The sequence below is a fragment of the Pseudomonas sp. Tun-23181 genome (assembly GCF_057415455.1).
The window spans coordinates 4590280-4614305 of record NZ_CM171630.1 but is presented as its reverse complement, the minus strand read 5'-3'; the positions used below and the strand labels follow the sequence as shown (position 1 = coordinate 4614305).

Annotated in this window: 28 protein-coding genes and 1 riboswitch; of the genes, 11 read left to right on the top strand and 17 right to left on the bottom strand. The window is 64.9% G+C overall.

Translation table 11 applies throughout. The features are described 5' to 3' along the window. Positions 1-23: 23 nt before the first annotated feature. Together ACDI39_RS21835 and ACDI39_RS21830 are read left to right on the top strand one after the other, a co-directional pair. The gene (locus ACDI39_RS21835) at positions 24-1022 is read left to right on the top strand and encodes a methyltransferase (RefSeq protein WP_253081209.1); all 999 of its coding nucleotides are present in this window, start codon (positions 24-26) and stop codon (positions 1020-1022) included. A gap of 39 nt (positions 1023-1061) precedes the next feature. Then, positions 1062-1182, top strand: a riboswitch (yybP-ykoY riboswitch). Between the two features lie 90 nt (positions 1183-1272). Further along, positions 1273-1857, top strand: coding sequence for a TMEM165/GDT1 family protein (locus ACDI39_RS21830; protein ID WP_225788661.1), 585 nt, complete (start codon positions 1273-1275; stop codon positions 1855-1857). Between the two features lie 11 nt (positions 1858-1868). On the opposite strand, the gene ACDI39_RS21825 is transcribed toward ACDI39_RS21830, so the two are convergent. The 4 genes from ACDI39_RS21825 to ACDI39_RS21810 form a co-directional block, all read right to left on the bottom strand. After that, positions 1869-2684 carry a M48 family metallopeptidase gene (locus tag ACDI39_RS21825; protein WP_253081210.1) on the bottom strand — a complete coding sequence of 272 codons (816 nt, stop codon included), beginning with the start codon at positions 2682-2684 and terminating at the stop codon, positions 1869-1871. A gap of 106 nt (positions 2685-2790) precedes the next feature. Next, positions 2791-3411, bottom strand: coding sequence for an SOS response-associated peptidase (locus ACDI39_RS21820; RefSeq protein WP_225788532.1), 621 nt, complete (start codon positions 3409-3411; stop codon positions 2791-2793). 12 nt (positions 3412-3423) lie between these two features. After that, a complete protein-coding gene (locus ACDI39_RS21815; protein WP_225788531.1) occupies positions 3424-3684 on the bottom strand; it encodes a putative signal transducing protein in 261 nt (86 codons plus the stop codon). After that, the gene (locus ACDI39_RS21810; protein WP_225788530.1) at positions 3684-3869 is read right to left on the bottom strand and encodes a CPXCG motif-containing cysteine-rich protein; all 186 of its coding nucleotides are present in this window, start codon (positions 3867-3869) and stop codon (positions 3684-3686) included. The genes ACDI39_RS21815 and ACDI39_RS21810 overlap by 1 nt, the downstream gene beginning before the upstream one ends. A 122-nt stretch (positions 3870-3991) precedes the next feature. On the opposite strand from ACDI39_RS21810, the gene ACDI39_RS21805 reads away from it, so the two are divergent. Next, positions 3992-5161, top strand: coding sequence for a 1-acyl-sn-glycerol-3-phosphate acyltransferase (locus ACDI39_RS21805; RefSeq protein WP_225788529.1), 1170 nt, complete (start codon positions 3992-3994; stop codon positions 5159-5161). 194 nt (positions 5162-5355) lie between these two features. On the opposite strand, the gene ACDI39_RS21800 is transcribed toward ACDI39_RS21805, so the two are convergent. Continuing rightward, positions 5356-5616 (bottom strand): hypothetical protein, encoded by a 261-nt coding sequence (locus ACDI39_RS21800; RefSeq protein ID WP_225788528.1) that lies wholly within the window; start codon positions 5614-5616, stop codon positions 5356-5358. A gap of 159 nt (positions 5617-5775) precedes the next feature. Between ACDI39_RS21800 and ACDI39_RS21795 the strand changes: the two genes are divergently transcribed. Continuing rightward, complete coding sequence (locus tag ACDI39_RS21795; RefSeq protein ID WP_225788527.1) at positions 5776-5982, top strand: hypothetical protein; 207 nt, start codon at positions 5776-5778, stop codon at positions 5980-5982. Positions 5983-6055: 73 nt separating this feature from the next. Here the strand turns inward: ACDI39_RS21795 and ACDI39_RS21790 are convergent, their stop codons facing one another. After that, positions 6056-6640 (bottom strand): YajG family lipoprotein, encoded by a 585-nt coding sequence (locus tag ACDI39_RS21790; RefSeq protein ID WP_225788526.1) that lies wholly within the window; start codon positions 6638-6640, stop codon positions 6056-6058. Between the two features lie 173 nt (positions 6641-6813). On the opposite strand from ACDI39_RS21790, the gene ACDI39_RS21785 reads away from it, so the two are divergent. Together ACDI39_RS21785 and mqo are read left to right on the top strand one after the other, a co-directional pair. Beyond that, positions 6814-7047 (top strand): hypothetical protein, encoded by a 234-nt coding sequence (locus ACDI39_RS21785; protein WP_225788525.1) that lies wholly within the window; start codon positions 6814-6816, stop codon positions 7045-7047. 605 nt (positions 7048-7652) lie between these two features. Further along, the gene (gene mqo / locus ACDI39_RS21780) at positions 7653-9158 is read left to right on the top strand and encodes a malate dehydrogenase (quinone) (protein ID WP_225788524.1); all 1506 of its coding nucleotides are present in this window, start codon (positions 7653-7655) and stop codon (positions 9156-9158) included. A 106-nt stretch (positions 9159-9264) separates the two neighbouring features. On the opposite strand, the gene ACDI39_RS21775 is transcribed toward mqo, so the two are convergent. From ACDI39_RS21775 to ACDI39_RS21765, 3 genes are all read right to left on the bottom strand, one after another. Next, positions 9265-9555: a PA4642 family protein gene (locus ACDI39_RS21775; RefSeq protein WP_225788523.1), complete on the bottom strand. Its 291-nt coding sequence runs from the start codon at positions 9553-9555 to the stop codon at positions 9265-9267. Between the two features lie 70 nt (positions 9556-9625). Further along, complete coding sequence (locus tag ACDI39_RS21770) at positions 9626-10096, bottom strand: hypothetical protein (RefSeq protein ID WP_225788522.1); 471 nt, start codon at positions 10094-10096, stop codon at positions 9626-9628. Positions 10097-10198: 102 nt separating this feature from the next. After that, positions 10199-10756, bottom strand: coding sequence for a hypoxanthine-guanine phosphoribosyltransferase (locus tag ACDI39_RS21765; RefSeq protein ID WP_225788521.1), 558 nt, complete (start codon positions 10754-10756; stop codon positions 10199-10201). A 164-nt stretch (positions 10757-10920) separates the two neighbouring features. Here ACDI39_RS21765 and upp point away from each other — a divergent pair, with 164 nt between their 5' ends. Continuing rightward, positions 10921-11559, top strand: coding sequence for a uracil phosphoribosyltransferase (upp, locus tag ACDI39_RS21760; protein WP_225788520.1), 639 nt, complete (start codon positions 10921-10923; stop codon positions 11557-11559). A 2-nt stretch (positions 11560-11561) separates the two neighbouring features. Continuing rightward, the gene (locus tag ACDI39_RS21755) at positions 11562-12836 is read left to right on the top strand and encodes a uracil-xanthine permease family protein (protein WP_368816789.1); all 1275 of its coding nucleotides are present in this window, start codon (positions 11562-11564) and stop codon (positions 12834-12836) included. A 78-nt stretch (positions 12837-12914) separates the two neighbouring features. Here the strand turns inward: ACDI39_RS21755 and hemH are convergent, their stop codons facing one another. Then, the gene (gene hemH / locus ACDI39_RS21750) at positions 12915-13928 is read right to left on the bottom strand and encodes a ferrochelatase (protein WP_486537037.1); all 1014 of its coding nucleotides are present in this window, start codon (positions 13926-13928) and stop codon (positions 12915-12917) included. Positions 13929-13941: 13 nt separating this feature from the next. Beyond that, the gene (locus ACDI39_RS21745; protein ID WP_253081216.1) at positions 13942-14847 is read right to left on the bottom strand and encodes a TIGR01777 family oxidoreductase; all 906 of its coding nucleotides are present in this window, start codon (positions 14845-14847) and stop codon (positions 13942-13944) included. A gap of 187 nt (positions 14848-15034) precedes the next feature. On the opposite strand from ACDI39_RS21745, the gene ACDI39_RS21740 reads away from it, so the two are divergent. The 3 genes from ACDI39_RS21740 (at position 15035) to ACDI39_RS21730 (ending at position 18361) form a co-directional block, all read left to right on the top strand. After that, a complete protein-coding gene (locus ACDI39_RS21740; protein ID WP_225788516.1) occupies positions 15035-16021 on the top strand; it encodes an NAD(P)/FAD-dependent oxidoreductase in 987 nt (328 codons plus the stop codon). Positions 16022-16223: 202 nt separating this feature from the next. Further along, the gene (phrB, locus tag ACDI39_RS21735) at positions 16224-17666 is read left to right on the top strand and encodes a deoxyribodipyrimidine photo-lyase (protein WP_486539023.1); all 1443 of its coding nucleotides are present in this window, start codon (positions 16224-16226) and stop codon (positions 17664-17666) included. Further along, on the top strand, positions 17663-18361 hold the full coding sequence (locus ACDI39_RS21730) for an SDR family NAD(P)-dependent oxidoreductase (RefSeq protein ID WP_253081217.1): 699 nt from the start codon (positions 17663-17665) through the stop codon (positions 18359-18361). Before phrB ends, ACDI39_RS21730 begins: the two co-directional genes overlap by 4 nt. Before the next feature lie 39 nt (positions 18362-18400). Here ACDI39_RS21730 and ACDI39_RS21725 read toward each other — a convergent pair whose 3' ends face one another. The 6 genes from ACDI39_RS21725 to hemA form a co-directional block, all read right to left on the bottom strand. Next, complete coding sequence (locus ACDI39_RS21725; protein ID WP_486537035.1) at positions 18401-18919, bottom strand: acyloxyacyl hydrolase; 519 nt, start codon at positions 18917-18919, stop codon at positions 18401-18403. A gap of 116 nt (positions 18920-19035) precedes the next feature. Next, entirely contained in the window at positions 19036-19833 is a 798-nt protein-coding gene (murI, locus tag ACDI39_RS21720; protein WP_368816544.1) for a glutamate racemase, read from the bottom strand. Then, the gene (locus ACDI39_RS21715) at positions 19826-20581 is read right to left on the bottom strand and encodes a molybdopterin-synthase adenylyltransferase MoeB (protein ID WP_225788512.1); all 756 of its coding nucleotides are present in this window, start codon (positions 20579-20581) and stop codon (positions 19826-19828) included. The genes murI and ACDI39_RS21715 overlap by 8 nt, the downstream gene beginning before the upstream one ends. Continuing rightward, positions 20575-21405: a peptide chain release factor N(5)-glutamine methyltransferase gene (prmC, locus tag ACDI39_RS21710; RefSeq protein ID WP_225788511.1), complete on the bottom strand. Its 831-nt coding sequence runs from the start codon at positions 21403-21405 to the stop codon at positions 20575-20577. The genes ACDI39_RS21715 and prmC overlap by 7 nt, the downstream gene beginning before the upstream one ends. After that, the gene (gene prfA / locus ACDI39_RS21705) at positions 21406-22488 is read right to left on the bottom strand and encodes a peptide chain release factor 1 (protein ID WP_225788510.1); all 1083 of its coding nucleotides are present in this window, start codon (positions 22486-22488) and stop codon (positions 21406-21408) included. It abuts the gene before it with no gap. Beyond that, a complete protein-coding gene (gene hemA, locus ACDI39_RS21700; RefSeq protein WP_225788509.1) occupies positions 22485-23762 on the bottom strand; it encodes a glutamyl-tRNA reductase in 1278 nt (425 codons plus the stop codon). The genes prfA and hemA overlap by 4 nt, the downstream gene beginning before the upstream one ends. Between the last annotated feature and the right edge of the window lie 264 nt (positions 23763-24026).

The window sequence follows — 24026 nt, the reverse complement described above, 5'->3', positions numbered from 1 at the left end:
CATTTTTTCAGGAGACGTCGTCCATGGACCCGCGCAGTGAAGTGTTGCTTCGCCAGGCCGAACTGTTCCAGGGCCCGCTGCTGCTCGCCGGGCTGCCCGCCGACGACCTGCTCGGCCAGTTGCCGCAGGCCAACGGCTGGGCCTGGCATGCCGGAGACCAGGCCTTGCTCGATGGCCGTTTCGCCGGCCGCAGCCATTATGGGGTGACGGTGCCGGACGTGCCCTTCGAGGCCGCCGTGCTGTTCCTGCCCAAGTCCCGCGAACTGACGGCCTACCTGCTCAACGCCCTGGCGGCTCGCTTGGCGGGGCGCGAGCTGTACGTGGTGGGCGAGAAACGCGGCGGCATCGAAGGCGCGGCCAAGCAATTGCGAGCCTTCGGCAAGCCCCGCAAGCTCGACAGCGCCCGGCACTGCCAGCTCTGGCAGGTGACCGTGGAAGAGGTGCCACAGGCCCTGCCGCTGGAGAGCCTGGCCGAACGTTTCGAACTGGCCCTGGAGGACGGCCCGTTGCAGGTAGTCAGCCTGCCCGGCGTGTTCAGCCATGGCCGGCTGGATCGTGGCACTGCCCTGCTGCTCCAGCACCTGGACGCGCTGCCGGTCGGCCATGTACTGGACTTCGGCTGCGGCGCCGGCGTGCTGGGCGCCACGGTCAAACGCCGCTACCCGCAGAGCCACGTGACCCTGCTCGACGTGGATGCCTTCGCCGTGGCCAGCAGCCGCCTGACCTTGGCGGCCAACGGTCTGGAGGGCGAAGTGATCAGTGGTGACGGCATCGATGCCGCGCCCAAGGGGCTGGCCCTGATCCTGAGCAATCCGCCCTTCCATACCGGTGTCCATACCGATTACCAGGCATCGGAAGATCTCCTGAGAAAATCCAGCGAACACCTGGAAAAAGGCGGCGAAATGCGCCTGGTAGCCAACAGCTTCCTGCGCTACCAGCCGCTCATCGAAGGGGCCCTGGGCAATTGCCGGGTACGCGCCGAGGCAGACGGTTTTCGCATCTACCAGGCAACACGTGGATAAAAACAAGGCTTGCCGAAAAGGATTCTCCTAGGCAGAATCCGCACCGTCCTAGGGGAGTAGTCTCCCGCGAGCCCCCGCTCGCCCGGCACGCGTCAACACACTTGGCCCACAGGCCATGGCGCGTGCGACCCGATCGCCGCACAGACGGCTCAAGGGGTTTGACAAGACCTATGACACGCACACCTTACCCGGGGCGGGGAGGCTGTACGTGTCATAGCCGTGTCGGCCCGCCCCCGTAGGAACCCTGATGTTGGAATCCCTGCTCGTCCCCACCGCGATCGTCGCCCTCGCCGAGATCGGTGACAAGACGCAGTTGCTCGCGCTCATTCTCGCCGCCCGCTTTCGCAAGCCTTGGCCGATCATTGCCGGCATCGTCGCCGCCACCCTGGCCAACCATGCCGCCGCAGGTGCCGTGGGCGCCTGGGTCAGCGGCTTCTTCAGCGAGACCGTGCTGCACTGGATACTCGCCGCCAGTTTTGCCGCCACCGCGCTGTGGACCCTGGTTCCAGACAAGATGGACGATGACGAGAATAGCGCCGCGCGTCGCTTCGGGCCGTTCGTCACCACGCTGATCGCCTTCTTCCTGGCCGAGATCGGCGACAAGACCCAGGTCGCCACGGTCATGCTGGCGGCCCAGTACCCTCATCTGATCATGGTCATCATCGGCACCACCGTGGGCATGCTGATCGCCAACGTGCCGGTGGTGCTGGCGGGCAACTTCGCCGCCGAGAAACTGCCACTGACCCTGATCCGCCGCCTGGCCGCCACAGCGTTCTTCGTCCTCGCCGCAGTGGCGGTATATTCGGCGATGCGGGCCAGTGGCTGGATTGGCTGACCGCTTGCAGCTTATTTCCGGGCGGCCTGGTACAGCGGCATCACCTTGGGAATGGCCGCCTGCAGTGCGGCAATGCGGCTGCTGGACGCCGGGTGGGTGCTCATGAACTCGGGCGGCGCGCCCTCCGAAGCCTTGCTCATCTTGTCCCACAGGGTGATCGCGGCATTCGGGTCATAGCCGGCGCGGGCCGCCAGCTCCAGGCCGATCAGGTCGGCTTCGTTCTCGTTCGCGCGGCTGTTGGGCAAGGTCATGGCGTAGTTCACCACGGTGTCGGCCAGGGCCATGCTGTCCTGGCCCAGGCCGAACAATGCACCGGCACCCTGGCGGGCCATTTCCACGCCATAGGCCTTGGACATCGCCTCACGGCCATGCTCGCGCAGGGCGTGGGCGATCTCGTGGCCCATGACCGCAGCGATCTCGGCATCGGTGAGCTGGAGCTTATCGATCAGGCCGGTATAGAAGATGATTTTGCCACCGGGGCCACAGTTGGCATTGAGCTCGTCGCTCTGGATCAGGTTGACCTCCCACTTCCACTGCGCGGCATCCGGGCGGAATTTCGGTGCCTGGGCGATCAGGCGGTCGGCGATGGCCTGGACGCGCTTGGCCTTGGCACTGGTCTCGTCCAGCACGCCCTTGCTCGACGCCTCGCTGAGGGTCTGCTGGTACGACTGGGCATACATCTGGTTGACCTCATCGGTCGAGAGCATGCTGAACATGTACTGCTTGCGCTCAACACCCACCGCACCACCGCTGGTGGTGTTCACCGCCTGGCAGCCCGCCAGCAGGATGCTGGCGCCCAGCATGCTGACAACAAACGATCTACGCATGGAAACACTCCCTCTGTACATGCGGCGTATCCTAGGCCGAGACGCCAGCCCCCGCCAGAGCCGCAGGGAAGATTTCTCGCCAGCCCCATGCGTTCTCACGACGGCATCAGGCCGGGGTCAGGCACTCCGGCGCATCGAGCTTCGGATCATTGACGAAAGGCGCCAGCGCCCGCTCGCGCAGGGCGGCCGGCGGGCTGGCCAGCAGCTCGTGCAGGCGCGGCAATGGCGTGTCGGGGTCGAGCCAGGCCGCCTGCCCCGCTTCATCCAGGATCAACGGCCGACGCTGGTTCATCGCCGCCTGGGTCACCACCGCGCAGCTCAGCCACACCTGCTCCTGCACCGGGTAGGCCTCCCACAGCGCAGCGAAGAACAGTGACGAACCCTCCCCCGGCGTCAACCAGTACGGCCGTTTGCGCACGTTGCCACGCCATTCGTAGAAACCATTGGCCGGCATCAGGCAGCGGCGCCGGCGAAACGCCTCACGGAACATCGGCTGCTCGACGAGGGTCTCGGCGCGGGCCTGGGCAGGCGTGCGGGAAAGGTCGGTGAGCCAGGCCGGGGTCAGCCCCCAGCGCGCCCGCGCCAGTTGCAACTGGCCGTCGACCAGGCGCTGGATCAGCACCGAGCCGCCCGGGGCGATGTTCCATTGCGCCCGCTGGTCGGTGGGATACCCCGGCAAGGCGGCAAAGGCCGCAGACCAGCGAAACAAGGCGTAGCGTCCACACATGGCGATAAAAACCTAGCAAATCAGGATTCCGGGGAAACTCTCCGGTTCGTCGCCGGCAAGTGGCTGGGCGGCATTGTACGCATCGATCAGCTGCCGTGCGTAGCCGGCCTGCTCGTCCGCCACCGCCAGGCCCAGCAACCCGTGCATCGGCAACTCGCCGGCAGCACCGACCAGGTCGCGGCCCACCAGGTGCGCATCGACCCCCTCGCTGACGAGCATGCCCAGCAGCAGTTCGGCCTCCATCAGGCTTTCCGGTTCGTAGATCCGTCGCATCAGGCATCGTCCTCGCGTCTGACCTCGAGCATCCATTCGTCACCATGCACCTGCAGAATGAACACGATGGGCTGGCAACAGACCTGGCAGTCCTCGGTATAGACCTGGTCCCCGCCGGAAAGGTCGACGGTGGTCTCCACCGATTCGCCGCAATACGGGCAACGATAGAAGTCGGTTTCCAGCATCGCGGCCTCCGCGGTGACTTGTGCGTATAATTGCCGGTCTGTTTACAGGGCCTGTGTGTGTCCGAGCCGTTTTTTCGGACCCGTCCCTACCTTACTACCCTAGCCGTTTCCAACAAGAGAGCATGATGGGCGAATTCGATGCCATCCGACCGTACGACGACGCTGAGGTCCCTGCCGTTCTGGCACGCCTGCTCAGCGACCCGGCATTCCTCGATATCCTCACCCACTTCCGCTTCCCGCGCATGGCGGGCGCCTTCGGCTGGCTGCTCAAACCGCTGATCGCCCGCCGCCTGCGCAAGGAATTCGCGGGCGTCGAATGCGTTTCGACCCTGCAGGACAAAGTCGAGTACTACGTCGACCAGACCATCGAACGCGCCACCGACGGCGTCACCTACTCGGGCGTCGAGCAGCTCAAGTCGGGCGAGGCCTACCTGTTCCTGGCCAACCATCGCGACATCGTGATGGACCCGGCCTTCGTCAACTACGCGGTGTATCACGCCGGCCTGCCGACGCCACGCATCGCCATCGGCGACAACCTGCTGCAAAAGCCCTTCGTCAGCGACATGATGCGGCTGAACAAGAGCTTCATCGTCCACCGCTCGCTGAGCGGTCGCCGGGAAAAGCTGGCGGCCTACCAATTGCTGTCGGCCTACATCAATCACTCGATCCGCAACGACTGCGTGTCGATCTGGATCGCCCAGGCCGAAGGCCGGGCCAAGGACGGCGACGACCGTACCGATTCGGCGATCCTCAAGATGTTCCACATGAGCCGCAAGGACGAGCCGTTCGGCGCGGTGATCCAGGGCCTGAACCTGATCCCGGTGTCGATCAGCTACGAATACGACCCGTGCGACCTGGCCAAGGCCCGCGAGCTGTACATCCGCGCCACCACCGGCGGCTACACCAAGGCGCCTGGCGAGGACGACAACAGCATCGCCCTGGGCATCACCGGCTACAAGGGGCGGGTGCACATCAACTTCGCGCCGCCGGTGACCGAGTATTACGAGGACACCAAGCAACTGGCCCAGGAAATCGACCGGCAGATCCTCGGCGGCTACCGGTTGTTCCCGGTGCACTACCTGGCCTATGGGATGTGGGATGCAGCGGACCCTGCACTGCAGGTGCCGACGGCGCAGAAGCTGTTCCCCGCCGAGGAGCTGGCCCGGGCCAAGGAAGAATGGCAGCGCCGCCTGGATGCCTGCCCGGTGGAGCACCGGCCCTACCTGATCCAGCAGTATGCGACGCCGGTGCGCAACCAGTACCAGGTCAGGTTGCAGAGCCCTGTGGCTTGACACGGTGCTCCCACAGCATGCAAGTGGACCCCACATGATGCGGCTTGCAGGGCCCCTGTGGGAGCCGGCTTGCCGGCGATGGGGCTTGAAACGGCCCCAAATGGCGGGTGAGATTCTTAACCGGCCCCCGCCCCCGCAGGTTTCCCGCTAAATCAAAGGCGTTACGTTTGCCCAGGGAGCGCCTACTCGCGCCCTCAGACCCAGGTGCTGAACCAGGACAACAGCAACGCCATGGCCAGGCAGGAAAAGCCGAGGATGTAGTAGTAGCGTGGCACGCGCTGGTCGAAGGCATCGACCACGCCTTCGTCGGCGGCCAGGCTCTCACGGCTCACGATCTCGCGGCGACGGGCACTGTGCAGCAGCAATCCGCCAGGGCAGGTCATCAACAGCGCCAGCAGGTTGATCAGCTTGGTCGGATGGGCGGCCAGGAACCCCCAGAGCATTTGCAAGGACATCACGCAACCTCGGAATAACGACAGCGAAAGCCGGCATTCTACCCAAGCCCGACTAGCGCGCCCGTTTTTTGCGACCAACTGTCACTAAATTTTGTCTGTAACACGCTCGTCATCCAGGCAAGCCACCCTGTCGGCCTTTTCCCCTCACCGGAGCTTGTCATGCTGCACGCCGAAAACCAGGACCGCCTCTACCTCGTCGCCCAGAGCGAAGAACAGCAGGCACTGATCGACGGCTTCGCCATCAATGTCCAGGATCGCCAGTGGCTGGTCTACTGCGCCCTCGGCGGCCACGCCCACCAGGACCTCCCGGAAATCGACGTGCAGACCGGCATCAGCCTGCTGGATTTCTACACCGAAGCCGCCTGACGCACCCTACATGAAAAAGCCCGCTGTCCAGCCATCCGGACAGCGGGCTTTTTCATAACGAGGGACGAAAGGTTTATTCGCCGAGCACCTGGCCGATGGTCGGGTCCTTGAACAGGCGAGTCAGGGCATCGCTGAGCACGTCGCTCACCAGCTTGGTGTTGGTCTCCTGATTCGGCGCCATGCCGAAGCGCTGGTCCAGGGTCGCGCCGTAGCGGCCGCTGTAGCGACGGTTGGCGTTGGACACATCGGCGCGGAAGGTGGCGCCGATGGTGGCCTCGGTCACGTACAGGTTGTCCTTGGGCGACTGGTACTTCAGCTCGGCCAGGGTCACGGTCAACTGCGGGGCGTTGTAGGCGTTCGGCGTCGGGGTGAAGCCGAGCAGGCGCACCGCCGCCTCGGCCTGGGCCTGCAGCTTGGGTACGATGTCGTTGCCATTGACGCTGATGGTGCTGGTCTCCGGATACATGCCACCGCGGGTCCCCAGGGCCTGGGAGGCACGCCCGTCGACCACCTTGACCACCACCGGCTGGCCATGGCCGACCGGGTTGAGCTGGGCGGTGAGCTTGGGTTGCGGGCTGAGTTGTTGCGGGCTGTGGGCACAACCGACCAGGCTGAGGCTGGCCACCGCGATCAAACCGAACAACAGACGTTGCAACATGCGCGTTTCTCCAGAAAATGCGGCAAAGGCCCACAGTATACCCAGCGGCGGGCGGCAAGCGATAAGCGGCAAGAAAAAGCAGGCACGCCAAAAGGCGCACCCCGCCGCTGTCACAAGGGTTTCATACCCCAGCCCTATCCTTGCCCCAGACCCGACCTGACAGGACGCCCGCCATGGCCTCGCTCTGGACCCTGCTTTTCCATCGCCCACGCCACAACACCTATGCGCGCCTCGACGCCGAGGGCAAGTGCCTGGCCTTCAAGCAGTGCAGCCAGCCACCGCTCGGCAGCGGCTGGGTGCAGGTCAGCGAAGCCCGGCTGGTCTGGCTGGGCCAGTCGCTGCCGGCCAACGCCCGGGTTTGCGCCCGCGCAAGCCATCGCTGGCAGCGACGCACCCTGCCGGCCTGACAAATGCCGCAATAAAAAGCCACGAAGAACGACCTTTCTGCCCGCGACCTCGTTATAATCTCCCCCCGATTATAAGGACGTCTCCTGATCGGGCCCCGCACCCGCCGCTTGACCCCGGCACCTTTACCGCTTCGCCCACAGAGAGCCTTCCACTCAGGTCTTGCATCGGCTGTCGTGCCTGCTGTTTCCCGGCCTTCCGCTTTGCATGAACCTGTGGGTTGCCATCGCGCAGTCCCTTTTGAGGTTCACGTCTCCAAAAGAGCGTGAAAAAACGGGTTTTTCACAACTTCACAAGAGTGTGGCGAGCAAATGAACAGTCTGGCATGTGCAAAAGCGCAAGATACGTCCCGAACAGCTCCGAACAGACGGCAACAGTGCTCATCCTGGATGGGTATCTGAAACCGGTCCATCACGCACGACGGATACCTTGACCATAAGTCGAATTGCCGCACCGGCAGTTCCGGGCGTTCAATAGGCGAACCCCAAGACCGGTTGGCGGTGTCCGCGGAAGTTGCAAGAACTGCGAAGAGTCGGACATGGCGATCCTGGCGACCCCAGGAATCCTATGCTGTCAATTAGGTGCTGTAGATTGTGGAGACGCGTTAATGGCGCAGAACGAATCGGTTGATGTGGTACTGGTAGGCGCGGGCATCATGAGTGCCACCCTGGCCGTACTGCTCAAGGAACTCGACCCGACGCTCAAGCTGGAGGTCGTCGAGGCGATGGACTCCGGTGCCGCGGAAAGTTCCAACCCCTGGAACAACGCCGGGACCGGCCACGCCGGCCTGTGCGAGCTGAACTATACGCCCCAGGCCGCCGATGGCAGCATCGACATCAAGAAGGCCGTGCACATCAATACCCAGTTCGAGGTGTCCCGCCAGTTCTGGGCCTACCTGAGCAAGAAAGGCAGCTTCGGCTCGCCGCGCGGCTTCATCAACCCGGTGCCGCACCTGAGCTATGTCGAGGGTGACAAGGGTGTCGCCTTCCTCAAGAAGCGCTTCGAACTGCTCAAGCAGCACCACGCCTTCGCCGAGATGGAATACACCGAAGACAAGGCCGTGATGAACGAGTGGATGCCGCTGATGATGCCGGGCCGCCCGGCCGACCAGCACATCGCCGCCACCCGCGTGCTCAAGGGCACCGACGTCAACTTCGGCGCCCTGACCAACAAGCTGCTCAAACTGCTGGGCGACAGCCCCGAGACCCAGGTCAAGTACAGCAAGAAGGTCGTCGGCCTGCGCCGTAACGGCAGCGGCTGGACCGTCAGCATCAAGGACGTCAACAGCGGCGGCAGCCGTGAGGTCGACGCCCGCTTCGTGTTCCTCGGCGCCGGTGGCGCGGCCCTGCCGCTGCTGCAGATGTCCGGCATCCCGGAGAGCAAGGGCTTTGGCGGCTTCCCGGTCAGCGGCCAGTGGCTGCGCTGCGACAACCCCGAGATCGTCAAGCTGCACCAGGCCAAGGTCTACAGCCAGGCTGCGGTCGGTGCGCCCCCCATGTCGGTACCACACCTGGACACCCGCGTGGTGGACGGCAAGAAGTCGCTGCTGTTCGGCCCGTATGCCGGCTTCACCACCAAGTTCCTCAAGCACGGCTCGCTGCTCGACCTGCCGCTGTCGGTGCGCATGGGCAACATCGGCCCGATGCTGGCCGTGGCCCGCGACAACATGGACCTGACCAAGTACCTGGTCAGCGAAGTGATGCAGTCGATGGAGCAGCGCCTGGAAGCCTTGCGCCGCTTCTACCCCGAGGCCAAGGCCGAGGACTGGCGCTTGGAAGTGGCCGGCCAGCGCGTGCAGATCATCAAGAAGGATCCGAAGAAAGGCGGCATCCTGCAGTTCGGCACCGAGCTGGTCTCGGCCCAGGACGGCAGCCTGGCCGCCCTGCTCGGTGCCTCGCCGGGCGCCTCGGTGACCGTATCGATCATGCTCGAGCTGATCGAGCGCTGCTTCCCCGAGCAGGCCAAGGGCGCCTGGGCCGCCAAGCTCAAGGAAATCTTCCCAGCCCGCGAGAAGGTGCTCGCCACCGACGCAGCCCTGTACCGCAAGATCAGCGCCTACAACGACGAAGTACTGGAACTGGTCGAGAGCAGCCCGGCCCAGCACTACGCCTGATACCGGCCCATGAAAAAACGCCCCTCGGGGCGTTTTTTCATGCCTGGCGGTCCGGCGTTCAGTCACATCCGGGGCTGCAAAGCCGCCCTGCTGAATGCTGGCTACATCAACCGCGGGCGTTGTCGATGATCGCGATGTACTCGGCAGCGTTACGCTGGTCGGCGATCAGCTCGACGAAGGTCTTGCCGTGCTCGTCCTTGCCGTCCAAGTCCAGGCCGGCCTCGACGAAGAAACCCACGAACCGCTCGAAGTCATCGACACGCAGGCCACGGTAGGCCTTGACCAGCTTGTGCAGCGACGGCGAGGTCACCCCGTCGGCCGGCTCGAACCGCAGGAACGTCTTGACGTACTCGTCGCTGATCTCGTCACCAATCACCTGTTTCTTGTCTTTACGCATCGCCGACTCCCAACTGGACCATCACGGACATTTCGAAGGCCGGCAGTGTACCCCCCACGGCCCACGTGCCTCAACGCGTACGTACGGTACCGGTATGCAGGTCGGCCCAGACATGGCCGTTGGGGTAGCTGAGGAACTGCACGTACAACGTCTCGTTGCGCAAAAGGTCCATGATCACCCGGTAATCGGCAAGGGGGTAGTTCAGGGTCAGGGTCCGCTTCTTCGGATCGTAGACCGGCTTCTTCAGGCTCTTGCCGCCTTCGCCGTCGAAGTTGACCAGCACCTGGGCGATGGTCGCGCCCTTGCTCAGCGGCTTGCCTTTGAGGCGTAGCAGCAGCGAGGAGGTGATCGGAATCGGTTGCTGGTCGGACTGGCGCTGGATGCCGGCCACCACCGAATAGTCGGTGACCTGCAGCAGCTGCTGGGCTGTCGGCGCTTCCTGGCGCAGGGACAGGTCGTCAGGCGGGAGGAACTGGCTGTGCAACGGTGCAGCGGACAGCGGCAGGCTCACCGCCAGCAAGAGGGGGAAAATCGCACGCATGTGAGGCTCCTTGGCATGAGGAGGCACTCTAGCATGCCCTGTTGGCTATCGCGGCCCGCCCCCCCCCCCCGCTCGAACCCCTCAGAGGCAGGCCCGTGCAGCCTACAGGCCCTTGACCGCGAAGATGCCGTTGGCGTTGCGCCAGTAACCTTTGTAGTCCATGCCGTAGCCGAAGATGTAGCGATCGATGCAGGGCAGGCCCACATAGTTGGCCTTGAGGTCCGGGCTGGCCTTGCGGTCGTGCTCCTTGTCGATCAGCACGGCGGTGTGCACCGAGCGCGCGCCGGCGTGCTTGCAGAAATCGATGATGGCGCTGAGGGTATGGCCTTCGTCGAGGATGTCGTCGACGATCAGCACGTCGCGATCGATGAACGAGATCTCCGGCTTGGCTTTCCAGAACAGCTCGCCGCCGCTGGTCTGGTTGCGGTAGCGCGAGGCGTGCAGGTAGGAGGCCTCCAGCGGGAACTGCAGGTGGGTCAGCAGCTTGCCGGCGAAGATCAGCCCGCCGTTCATCACGCAGAAGACCACCGGGTTCTTGTCGTGCAGATCCTGGCAGATCTGCTTGCCGACCTTGGCGATGGCCGCCTCGACCTCGGCTTCGTTGTACAGGCAGTCAGCCTCGTGCATGACTTGGCGGATATGCTCGAGATCGGCGGACATGGCGCTCTCCAGGGGCTCGGAATCGGAAAAGCGGGCAAAGGTACGCATCCGCTCGGCACAGATCAAGCATTTATGGACTAACGTGCTGAATGACTGCACGACAGCCAAGGCTGAATAGATTAATCTAGCGCGGTTTTTTTGCCCGCCTCCCGGAGCCCTCCCCCATGCCTACTCGTGAGATCCGCCATCCGCTGATCCGCCACAAGCTCGGCCTGATGCGCCGTGCCGACATCAGCACCAAGAATTTCCGCGAACTCGCCCAGGAAGTCGGCGCCCTCCTGACCTACGAAGCTACCCAGGACCTGCCGCTGGAAACCTACGCAATCGACGGCTGGTGCGGCAAGGTGCAGGTCGAGAAGATCGCCGGCAAGAAGATCACCGTCGTGCCCATCCTGCGCGCCGGCATCGGCATGCTCGACGGCGTGCTCAGCCTGATCCCCGGCGCCAAGGTCAGCGCCGTGGGTGTCGCACGCAACGAAGAAACCCTCGAAGCCCACACCTACCTGGAAAAGCTCGCCCCGGAAATCGACCAGCGCCTGGCGCTGATCATCGACCCGATGCTGGCCACCGGCGGCTCCATGGTCGCCACCATCGACCTGTTGAAGAAGGCCGGTTGCCGCGACATTCGCGCCATGGTCCTGGTGGCTGCGCCGGAAGGCATCGAGGCCGTCGAAAAGGCCCACCCGGACGTGCGGATCTACACCGCATCGATCGACCAGCGCCTGAACGACGATGGCTACATCATCCCCGGCCTGGGCGATGCCGGCGACAAGATCTTCGGCACCAAGCAGAAGGACGCCTGACCATGCAGGACGGCTTCAACGACCCGCTCTGGCGCCAGGTCGTCTCGGGCGCGCAGATGCTCTTCGTGGCATTCGGCGCGCTGGTGCTGATGCCGCTGATCACCGGCCTGGACCCCAACGTGGCGCTGTTCACCGCCGGCCTCGGCACCCTGCTGTTCCAACTGGTCACTGGCCGCCAGGTCCCGGTGTTCCTGGCCTCGAGCTTTGCCTTCATCACCCCGATCATCCTCGCCAAGGGGCAGTTCGGCCTAGCCGCCACCATGGGCGGCGTGATGGCGGCCGGTTTCGTCTACACCTTCATGGGCCTGATGGTGAAGATCAAAGGCACCGGCTTCATCGACCGCATGCTGCCGCCGGTGGTGATCGGCCCGGTGATCATCTCCATTGGCCTGGCCATGGCGCCGATCGCTGCCAACATGGCCATGGGCAAGGCCGGTGATGGCAGCGTACTGGTGCCATACCAGACCGCCATGCTGATTTCCATGCCGGCGCTGCTGACCACGCTGATCGTCGCCGTGTTCGGCAAGGGCATCTTCCGCCTGGTGCCGATCATCGCTGGTGTGCTGGTGGGTTTTGCCCTGTCGTTCGCCTTCGGGGTGGTCGATACCGCCAGGATCGCCGCCGCGCCCTGGCTGGAGCTGCCGAAGTTCACCGCCCCGGAATTCAACTGGCAGGCGATCCTGTTCATCGTCCCGGTGGCCCTGGCCCCGGCGATCGAGCACATCGGCGGGGTGATCGCGGTAGGCAGCGTGACCGGCCGCGACTACCTGAAAAAGCCTGGCCTGCACCGCACCCTGTTCGGCGATGGCCTGGCCACCACCGCAGCCGGCCTGTTCGGCGGGCCGCCCAACACCACCTATGCCGAAGTGACCGGCGCGGTGATGCTGACCAAGAACTACAACCCGAAGATCATGACCTGGGCGGCGATCTTCGCCATCGCCCTGGCGTTCATCGGCAAGTTCGGCGCCTTGTTGCAGAGCATTCCGGTACCGGTGATGGGCGGTATCCTCTGCCTGCTGTTCGGCTCGATCGCCGCGGTGGGCATGAACACCATGATCCGCCACAAGATCGACCTGGCCGAAGCGCGCAACCTGGTGATCGTTTCGGTCACCCTGGTGTTCGGTATCGGCGGCGTGCTGATCGGCAGCGGCGACGGCCCGGACGACTGGGGCCTGAAAGGCATCGCCCTGTGCGCCGTGGTGGCGATTGCCCTGAACCTGATCCTGCCGGGCAACGACGGCTGGAAGCACAAGAAGCTGGACGATCAGTTGCCCTGATCGCCAGGGCAGGCAATGCTGGGGCCGCATCGCGGCCCCAATGGCGGTGGTAAAAGTCTAGGATCGGCAGCCTGGAACTCAGGCAGCCTCGCACATCCCCGCCAACACCCTCGCCCATTCCGGGTGATCGTTCAGGCAAGGCACCAGCACCAACTCCTCCCCCCCCGCCTCGACGAACTGCTCGCTACCACGCAGGCCAATCTCCTCCAGCGTCTCGATGCAATCGGCAACGAAAGCCGGGCACATCACCAGCAACTTCTTCACCCCAGCCTTGCCCAACTCGTCCAGGCGCGCCTCGGTATAGGGCTCGATCCACTTGGCGCGGCCCAGGCGCGACTGGAACGACACCGACCACTTGCCATCGGGGATCCCCATCTTCGCCGCGAACGCCTTGGCAGTGGCCAGGCACTGCCCGCGATAGCACACCGCACGCATCTCGGCGCTGGCGTCCTTGCAGCAATCGGGCGCCTGGAAGTCATGCTTGCCGGTCGGGTCGAGCTTCTTCAGGTGGCGCTCGGGCAAGCCGTGGAAACTCAGCAGCAGGTGATCGTAACCCTGCTCCAGGTAAGGCCTGGCGCTGGTCGCCAGGGCGTCGATATAGCTGGGCTGGTCATAGAACGGCTGCAGCACGCGCATCTGCAACGACAGCTGGCGCTCGGCAATGGTCTTTTTCGCAAGCTCCACCACCGTGGTCACGGTGCTGTCGGCGAATTGTGGATAGAGCGGCGCCAGGGTCACCTTGCGCACACCCTGGGCCGCCAAGCGCTCGAGCACCTCGGGCAGGGCCGGCTCGCCATAGCGCATGGCGATCTCCACCGGGCCGTGGGGCCAATGCTCGGCCATGGCCGCTTGCAGGCGCCGGGTCAACACCACCAGGGGCGAACCCTCGTCCCACCAGATCGAGGCATAGGCATGGGCCGACTGCTCCGGGCGCTTGACCAGGATCAGCGACACCAGCAGACGCCGCACAGGCCAGGGCAGGTCGATCACGTAGGGGTCCATGAGGAACTGGTTGAGGTAACGGCGTACGTCGGCCACAGAAGTGGAGGCCGGTGAACCCAGGTTGACCAGCAGCAGGGCGTGATCGGTCATGCAGCGTCCTATGTCAGAGGCGACTGGACAGGTTGCCCAGGGCCGATTGCAGATCGTTGAAGCGGAACGTGAAGCCCGCCGCCAGCAAGCGCACCGGGCGGGCGCGCTGGCCGCCGAGCAACAGGGTCGACAGCTCGCCCAGGCCGGCCTTGAGCAACGGCGCCGGCACCGGCAGGAAGGCCGGCCGGTGCAAGGCCCGCCCCAGGCGCTTGGCGAATTCGCGGTTGCGCACAGGTTCTGGTGCGCAGGCATTATAAGGACCGCTGGCGTCCTTGTGCTGCAAGAGAAAATCAATCAGGGCGACCTGGTCTTCTATATGGACCCACGGCATCCACTGCCGACCGTCACCCAAGGGCCCGCCCAGCCCCAGCTTGAACGGCAGGCGCAGGCGCGACAAAAAGCCGCCATCGCTGGCCAGTACCAGCCCGGTACGCACCAGCACCACGCGGATACCGAGCGCTTGCGCACGTTGCGCGGTTTCTTCCCAGGCAATGCACAACTGGCTGGCGAAATCCTCCTTCACCGGCGGCGACGCCTCGGTCAGCTCACGCTCGCCACCGTCGCCGTACCAGCCAACGGCTGAGCCGGAGATCAGCACCTCGGGGCGTTGTTCGCGGCTTTCCAACCAGGCCACCAGGCGCTCGGTGAGGGTGATACGGCTGGCCCAGAGCAACGTTCGCCGCGCCGCGGTCCAGGGCCGATCGGCGATAGGCGCGCCGGCGAGATTGATCACCGCGTCCACGGCGTCGTCCGGCGCCAGTTCCTCCAGTTGGGCGATGCCGCGCACACCTGTACCACACAGCTTGGGCACCTGCTCCGGACGTCGGCTCCACACGGTCAGGCGATGGCCCTGGCCGCGCCAGAACTGGCAGAGATGCTGGCCGATCAAGCCAGTACCGCCGGTCAGCAATATATGCATGGCTGTATCCTCGCAGTCTGCGGCCGTGGTCTATTTTTAAGAACAAGGCACTTTTTTGACCGAACGCTCTCGGATAAACATAGGCCAACCTGTCCTATCGAGCGGAATAACCTTATACAAAAGTGGTGCATTGTACAGGTTTGCCTGACAGCGTAGTCTGCTTCCAGCAAGGTTCGAAGAGGCCATCATGACAGTACCTATCGCCATCATCGGAGCCGGGATCGCCGGTCTTTCCGCCGCACAGGCCCTGCAAAAGGCCGGGCAGACCGTCCACCTGTTCGACAAGGGCCATGGCAGCGGCGGACGCATGGCCAGCAAGCGTAGCGAGGCCGGTGCGCTGGACTTGGGTGCCCAGTATTTCACCGCGCGCGACCGGCGCTTCGTCGAGCAGGTCCAGCAATGGGTCGCCGCCGGCTGGGCCGAACAGTGGAAACCCCAGCTGTACAACTACCGCGACGGCGAGCTGACGCCTTCGCCCGACGAACAGACGCGCTGGGTTGGCGTGCCCCGCATGAGCGCCATCACCCGTGGGCTGCTCAAGGACGTCACGGTGAATTTCGGCTGCCGCATCGCCGAAGTCTTTCGCGGCAAGCAGTACTGGCACCTGCAGGACACCGAGGGCTGCAGCCATGGCCCGTTCAGCCGCGTGGTGATCGCCGTGCCCGCGCCGCAGGCCACCCCTTTGCTGGCCAGCACGCCCAAGCTCGCCGCCGTCGCCGCCGGGGTGCAGATGGAACCGACCTGGGCCGTGGCCCTGGCCTTCCAGACCGCCCTCGACACCCCCATGCAAGGCTGCTTCGTGCAGGACAACCCGCTCGACTGGCTGGCCCGCAACCGCAGCAAGCCCGGGCGCGACGAACAGCTCGACACCTGGGTACTGCACGCCACCTCGGGCTGGAGCAAGCATCACCTCGACCTGCCCAAGGAAGATGTCATCGAACAGCTGTGGGGAGAGTTCGCCGAATTGGTCGGCTGCGTGGTCCCTGCGCCGAACTTCGCCCTGGCGCACCGCTGGCTGTATGCGCGCCCGGCGAGCAACCACGAGTGGGGCGCCCTGGCTGACGCCGACCAGGGGTTGTATGCCTGCGGCGACTGGTGCCTGTCTGGCCGCGTCGAGGGCGCTTGGCTCAGTGGCCAGGAAGCTGCACGGCGGTTGCTGGAACACCTTGATTGATGGCGCGCAAACCTATACAAGAAAATCATCTTGCGTAAGTTTTTTGGCTACATTAATTGGCCTATAACGTTATACACAAAATATTTCAGTACAAGTCTTCTGACAGTATCGGGATACGCCTGGGCGCACGCAACGATCCCCATGCAAGGCCTGCGTCTTTGCAGCACTCACAGTGACCCACGAGCCAAGGATGAAACCCAACCTGCAGCTGATCTGGCTGCGCAGTGACCTGCGTATCGCCGACAACACCGCCCTGAGCGCCGCCTGCGCGCACGGGCCTACCCTCGCCGTGTGGCTGGTCAGCCCCGGTCAATGGCAGGCCCATGACGATGCCGCGTGCAAGGTCGACTTCTGGCTGCGTAACCTGCGCGAGCTGCGCCACTCGCTGGAAGCGCTCGGTATCCCGCTGCTGATCCGCCAGGCCAGCCTATGGAGCGAAGCCCCCGGAGCCCTGCTCGGCGTCTGCCGCCAGTACTCTGTCGGGGCCGTGCACTGGAACGAGGAATACGGGGTCAATGAACAGCGACGCGACGCGGCGACCCGGGCCCTGCTGGCCAGTGCCGGAATCGCCAGCCATGCTTACCTGGCCCAGACATTGTTTCGCCCCGGCAGCATCACGACCCGCAACGGCCAATGTTTCCAGGTATTCGGCCAGTTCAGGAAGGCCTGCCTGGAGCACCTGCACCGCAACCTGCCGAGCCTGGCCGCCCCAGCCCGGCCCCAGGCGCCGCTGGGCATCGCCAGCGACCCCGTGCCCACGCGTATCGAGGGTTTCGACACCCCGCCAACGGCATTGATCGCGCACTGGGGTGCCGGGGAGTCCGAAGCACGGCGCCGGCTGTCCCGATTCCTCGATGAAACCGTCGAGGACTACCCACACCTGCGCGACCTGCCGGCCAAGGCCGGTACCAGCCAACTCTCGCCCTACCTGACCGCCGGGGTGATCTCGCCACGGCAATGCCTGCATGCAGCCCTGAACGCCAACGGCGGGACGTTCGACAGTGGCAGCAGCGGCGTGCAAGCCTGGCTCGACGAGCTGCTATGGCGAGAGTTCTACAAGCACATCCTGGTAGGTTATCCACAGGTCTGTCGGCACCGGGCCTTCCGCGCCCACACCGACGCCCTCCCCTGGCGCGACGCCCCCGATGACTTCGAGGCCTGGGCCGAAGGCCGTACGGGCTTTCCGATCATCGATGCGGCCATGCGCCAGTTGCTGCACACCGGCTGGATGCACAACCGCCTGCGCATGATCGTCGCCATGTTCCTGAGCAAGAACCTGCTGATCGACTGGCGCCACGGCGAGCGCCATTTCATGCGTCACCTGATCGATGGCGACCTGGCCGCCAACAATGGCGGTTGGCAGTGGAGCGCCTCCAGCGGAACCGATGCGGTGCCATACTTCCGCCTGTTCAATCCGATCACTCAATCACAACGTTTCGACCCAGGCGGGAACTTCCTTCGCCAATGGCTGCCGGAGCTTCAGGGTTTGGATGAAAAATTCATTCATGAACCGATGAAATCTGCCGACTTTATTGCTACACGTTTCTACCACAGTCCGATCGTAGATCTCAGCAGCAGTCGCCAGCGGGCATTGGCAGCCTTCAAGGGCCTGTCCGGCTGGCAGGATCAGAGGGTTGAATCTTGAGAAACTTGCGTCGTTTCTGGGTAACAGGGGCAACCAACGGGCTCGGCCTGGCCTTGGTGCAAGGGTTGCTCGAACAGGGCTGCCACGTCGCCACGAGTGGCAAGCCGTGCCAAGAGCTGGATGACCTCGAGGCGCATCATCCAGGACAACTGCTACGCCTGCCCGCCCCCCTGCATGACGCCGCCCAGGCCCACCTCGCCGCGGCGCGCCTGCAGGCGGAGTGGGGCACGCTGGACGGCTTGATCGTCAACGCCGGCAGCTGCGACTACCTGCCGCAGGCGCAGGCGTCCGACGAACTGTTCGAAGCGATCGTCACGAGCAACCTGCTTGCCAGCGAGCACTGCCTGGCCGGCGCCCTGCCCTTGCTGGTCAAGGGCGATGCGCCCCAGGTCATGGCGATCTTCAGCCCCTGCACCACATTGCAACTGCACGACCCCGCCCAGCCGCCAAGCGGGGTCAACAACCTGCCACAGTGGTTCCGCGAACAACGCCAGACCCTACACGCCCTCAGCATCGACCTGGCCATGGTGGCGCCACAGTCGCTGACGACACCGGTAACTCCGGCCCGGGCCATCCCCGAGCAATGGACGCCATACCGCGCTGCCCAGGCACTGCTGCAGCGTCTGCCACAACGGGAACCGGAACTGGTGCTGGAGGCACTGAGCCTGAACAGCCTGTGGCCCCTGCCCCATTGAGAAGCGGTCGGCCACCCTCGACCAGGGTGGCCGCCAGGGTCAAAGCGGCATGCGGTAGTGCAAGGCGTAGCTCTCGACACCGTCGTTGGGTTGCTTGATACCAGCGTTGGAGTAGTGGATGGCACGGATACCGACCTCATGCCCACCGGCGAAACGCAGGCCGACGCCGATGCGGTCCTCGAACTGGAAGGCCGAGCCCAGCTGGTTACTCTCCAGCTCGATGCTGGAGAACACGGCGACGCCGATACCGGCCTCGATGTAGGGTTTGACCGACTCGCCGGCGAACTCGTAGACGAACACCGGGGCGAATGAAAGGCTGTGATTGCTGGCGGTGTCGTCCCCATCCCAATACGTGTAGGCCCCATCCCAATAGCCTGTCAGCCGCCCTACACTGGTCTGCCACCAGCTGGCATCCCAGTTCGACTGCATCCCCAACCGGTAGACCATGGTGGAGTCACCGCTCTGCCCCACCGAAAACGAAATGTCGGCGGCCTGCGCCAACAACCCCTGCCCCAAAGTCAAAGCGGCAAGCGCCGCCAAGCCAAGCCGTTTCTTCATGAGAGACATCCTTCTTCCTGATGCTGTCGTTGGTGTTCGCCCGTCATCGCAGGCAAATCGGTAGAAATCGGCAGTAGTCCGATAGTTCAGCTTGAAACGCGGCTTCTTGCGTTTAGCTATAGCGGAAAGCTTTGCACACTGTCGGACTTATGCCACAGCACAGGTAGGATCTTTTTCAGAGATTCAGGATCGGCACTGGTCCAGAACGCCGTATCCCGCGCTGGCCCTTCGGCCAGCAGGTCGTGCGCCCCAAGCAGGCGCTGCAACTGCCGCGCCACGGCGGCGCCGGTATCGATGATGGCCACGTCCGCCGGCACCATGCCAGCCAGCAACGGGCGCAGGAAAGGATAGTGGGTGCAGCCAAGGATCAGGGTGTCGCAGCCCGCGGCCAGCAAGGGCTGCACATAGCCTCGCAGCAGCTCGCGCAACCGTGGGCTGCCGAGATCGCCCGCCTCGATGCATTCGACCAGGCCCGGGCAGGGCTGGGTGACCACCCGCACGTCGCTGGCGAAGCGGTCGAGCAAGGCAGCGAACTTGGCGCTTTGCAAGGTGCCGGTGGTGGCCAGCACGCCGACCACGCCGGAGCGGGTCGCCGCCGCCGCCGGCTTGACCGCAGGCTCCATGCCCACCAATGGCCACCCCGGGTACAACTCGCGCAGATCGGCGACAGCCGCCACGGTGGCGGTGTTGCAGGCCAGGACCATGGCCTTGGCACCTCGCTCGTGGAAGAACCCGGCGATGCGCCGCAAACGCTCACGGATGTAGTCGGGCGACTTCTCGCCGTAGGGCACATGGCCGCTATCGGCGACATACAACAGCGACTCGTTGGGTAGCAGGCGCTGGATCTCGGCCAGCACCGACAGGCCGCCGACCCCCGAGTCCATCACCCCGACCGGCGCCGAGCGTTCAGCCATGCCGGCCGCCACAGACGGTACAGGCCGGATCGCGCTTGACCCGCAGTTCGCGCATGCGCGTGCCGAGGGCATCGATCAGCAGCAGGCGTCCTACCAGCGGCTCGCCGAAGCCGGCCAGGAGCTTGAGCGCCTCCAGCGCCTGCAGGCTGCCCACCAGCCCCACCAGCGGCCCGAGCACGCCGGCTTCGCTGCAGGTCAGCTCGGCTTCGCTGCCATGGCCATACAGGCAGTGGTAGCAGGGGCTGTCGTCACGGCGCGGGTCGAACACCGACAACTGCCCCTCGAGGCGGATCGCCGCCCCGCTGACCAGCGGCTTGCCTACGCCGACGCAGGCGGCATTGACCGCCTCGCGGGTGGCGAAATTGTCGGAGCAATCCAACACCAGGTCGACCGCCGCCACAGCAGCCGCCAGCGAATCCTCGTCCAGGGCCTGGCGATGGGCGACCAGCCTCACCTCGGGGTTGATCGCCTGCAGGCGCTGGAGCGCCGAATCCACTTTGCTCATGCCGACGCTGGCGCTGTCATGAATGATCTGGCGTTGCAGGTTGGTCAGGTCGACCGTGTCGAAATCGGCCAGGTGCAGTTCACCGACACCCGCCGCCGCCAGGTACAGTGCCACCGGCGAGCCCAGCCCACCGAGGCCGACCACCAGCGCCTTGCCCTGCTTGAGGCGCAATTGGCCGTCGATATCCACCTGGGCCAGCAGGATTTGCCGGCTGTAGCGCAACAGTTCCTGATCACTCAGCATGGCAGACACCCCAGGGAGATACGTTCATGACCGGCCAGGTCCAGGCGACTGGCCACGCGGGTGAAACCATGGCCAGCCAACAGCTCGCGCACCGCCGCAGCCTGGTCGTAACCGTGTTCGAGCAGCAGCCAGCCGCCAGGCTGCAGGTGCTGCGGCGCCTGGGCGATGATCGCCCGCAGGTCGTCCAGGCCATCCTGCCCCGCCACCAGCGCACTGCTCGGCTCGAAGCGCACGTCACCGGCCGCCAGGTGCGGATCCTCGGCGGCGATGTAGGGCGGGTTACTCAGGATCAGCTCGAAGCGCTCACCCGCCAGGCTGTCGAACCAGTGGCTGGCGCGTACCTGGACATTGCCCAGGCCAAGACGCAGGCGGTTGCGCTCGGCCAGGGCCACGGCCTGCTCGACCCGATCCACCGCCGTCACCTGCCAGGCCGGGCGCTCGCTGGCCAGGGCCAGGGCGATGGCGCCGGTGCCGGTGCCCAGGTCGAGCACCCGTGCCGGCGTGGCGGGCAGCAATTGCAGGGCCACCTCCACCAGCAGCTCGGTCTCCGGGCGTGGGATCAGGGTGTGCGGCGCCACTTCCAGGTCGAGCTTCCAGAAGCCCTGTTGCCCCAGGATGTAGGCCACCGGCTCACCGGCTCGGCGGCGCTCCAGGTAGCCGGCGAAAGTCTCGGCCGCCTCGCTGCTGACGATCCGCTCGGGCCAGGTGTGCAGGTAGCTGCGCGACTTGCCCAGGGCAGCCGCCAGCAACAGCTCGGCGTCCAGGCGCGGGGTCGGGGAATCCGGCAACTGCGCGTTGCGCAGCAGGCTGGCGATGATGGTCATTCAGTCTCCCAGGGCGGCCAGTTGATCGGCCTGGTATTCGGCCAGCAAGGGTTCGATCACGGCATCGACGCCACCGGCCAGGACCTCGTCGAGGGAGTACAGGGTCAGGTTGATACGGTGATCGGTGACCCGGCCCTGTGGATAGTTGTAGGTGCGGATGCGCTCGGAGCGGTCGCCCGAGCCGACCAGCAGCTTGCGCTCGCTGGCGATGGCGTTCTGCTGGGCGCTGGTCTGCATGTCGTTGAGCTTGGCCGACAGCCAGGCCATGGCGCGGGCACGGTTCTTGTGCTGGGAGCGTTCTTCCTGGCATTCGACCACGATGCCGGTGGGCAGATGGGTGATGCGGATCGCCGAGTCGGTCTTGTTGACGTGCTGGCCACCGGCGCCCGAGGCGCGGTAGGTGTCGATGCGCAGGTCGGCCGGGTTGATCTCCACCGCCACTTGCTCGTCCGGCTCAGGCAGCACCGCCACGGTGCAGGCCGAGGTATGGATGCGACCCTGGGATTCGGTTTCCGGTACCCGTTGCACACGGTGCGCGCCAGACTCGAACTTGAGCTTGCCATAGACGCTGTCGCCCTCGACCCGGGCGATGATCTCCTTGTAGCCGCCATGCTCGCCTTCGTTCTCAGAGAGGATCTCCAGGCGCCAGCCGCGCTTCTCGGCGTAGCGCGAATACATGCGGAACAGGTCGCCCGAAAAAATCGCCGCCTCGTCGCCGCCGGTGCCGGCACGGATCTCGAGGAACACGTTGCGCCCGTCGTTGGGGTCCTTGGGCAGCAGCATGCGCTGCAGTTGGGACTCCAGGCCGACCAGTTGCTCCTTGGCCTCGCGCACTTCCTCCACGGCCATCTCGCGCAGGTCGGGGTCGCTGTCCTTGAGCAGCGCCTGGGCACCTTCGAGGTCGTCCTGGACCTTGCTCCACTCCTTGTAGGCAGCGATCACCGGTTCGACTTCGGCATATTCGCGGGAATAGGCGCGAAAGCGGGTCTGGTCGGAAATGACTTCGGCATCGCCCAGCAGGGCGGTGAGTTCCTCGAAGCGATCCTGGAGGGTCTCCAGTTTTTTCAGCAGCGACGCTTTCATTGCGGGGTCTTGTCCGTGGAGCCCTCGTTGAGGGCAAAGAGTTCCTGGGCCATGGCCAGCGCATCGACGCGCCCCTCGGCCGAGAGCTTTTTCAGTTGCACGCTGGGTGCGTGCAACAGTTTGTTGGTCAGGCCCCGGGCCAGTTGCGCCAGCACATCTTCCGGGTTGCCGCCGTTGGCCAGCAGGCGCTGGGCCTTCTGCAGTTCTTCGTCGCGCAGGCGCTCGCTCTGTTGGCGGTAGGCCTTGAGCACGTCGACCGCGGCCAGTTCGCGCAGGCGCGCCATGAAGTCCTGGGCGCCCACCGAGACCAGCTCTTCGGCGGCCTGGGCGGCGCCCTGGCGGCTCTTGAGGTTTTCCGCGACCACTTCGTGCAGGTCGTCGACGGTGTACAGGTAGACGTCGTCCAGTTCACCGACCTGTGGCTCGATATCCCGTGGCACGGCGATGTCGACCATGAAGATCGGCTTGTGCCGGCGCTGCTTCAGGGCGCTTTCTACCGCGCCCTTGCCGAGGATCGGCAGTTGGCTGGCGGTGGAGCTGATGACGATATCGCTGTTGGCCAGTTCCTGGGGGATGTCGGACAGCAGCACGGCATGGGCACCGAACTGTTCGGCCAGGGTGCTGGCCCGCTCCAGGGTGCGATTGGCGACGACGATGCGGCGCACGCCTTGCTCGTGCAGGTGGCGGGCGACCAGGGTGATGGTCTCGCCGGCGCCGATCAGCAGGGCTTGGCTGCGGCCCAGGTCGCTGAAGATCTGCTTGGCCAGACTGACTGCGGCGAACGCCACCGACACGGGGTTCTCGCCGATGGCGGTGTCGGTGCGCACTTGCTTGGCGGCGCTGAAGGTGGCCTGGAACAGGCGGCCCAGCAAGGGGCCGATGGTCCCGGCTTCGCGGGCCACGGCGTAGGCCGATTTCATCTGGCCGAGGATCTGCGGCTCGCCGAGCACCAGCGAGTCCAGGCCCGAGGCCACGCGCATCATGTGCTTCACGGCGTCGTGGTCTTCGTGGATGTAGGCGCTGGCGCGCAGCTCGTCGAGGCTCAGTTGGTGATATTCGGCCAGCCATTGCAGCACGGCGTCGGCGGCCAGGTGGTCCTGCTCTATATAGAGTTCGCTACGGTTGCAGGTCGACAGGATCGCCGCCTCGCGGCTGGCGGTCAGTCGGCAGAGCTGCTGCAGGGCATCGACCAGCTGCTCTGGCGTAAACGCCACGCGCTCGCGTACGTCTACCGAGGCAGTCTTATGGTTGATACCAAGTGCAAGAAAGGCCATGCAAGGTCGCTGGTTGTGACGAGAAGCCGATAATTGTCCTACTTCGCAGGATTCAGAACAACCACCGTTCGCTATTGTCGCGATGCGCGCAGGCTATTGCCCTTGCCAGGCCAGCGCCAGACCGCATGCCTCATCCCCCTCTGACAAAAAGCCAAAGTACGCCCCGCCCTCGCCCTTGGCTTTTTGCTTTGCTTTTGCTTTTTATACGCGATGGCTCAGGCGCCGCGAATCGCGACTTCAGGAGGCCGAGTGGAGGCGCCTGAA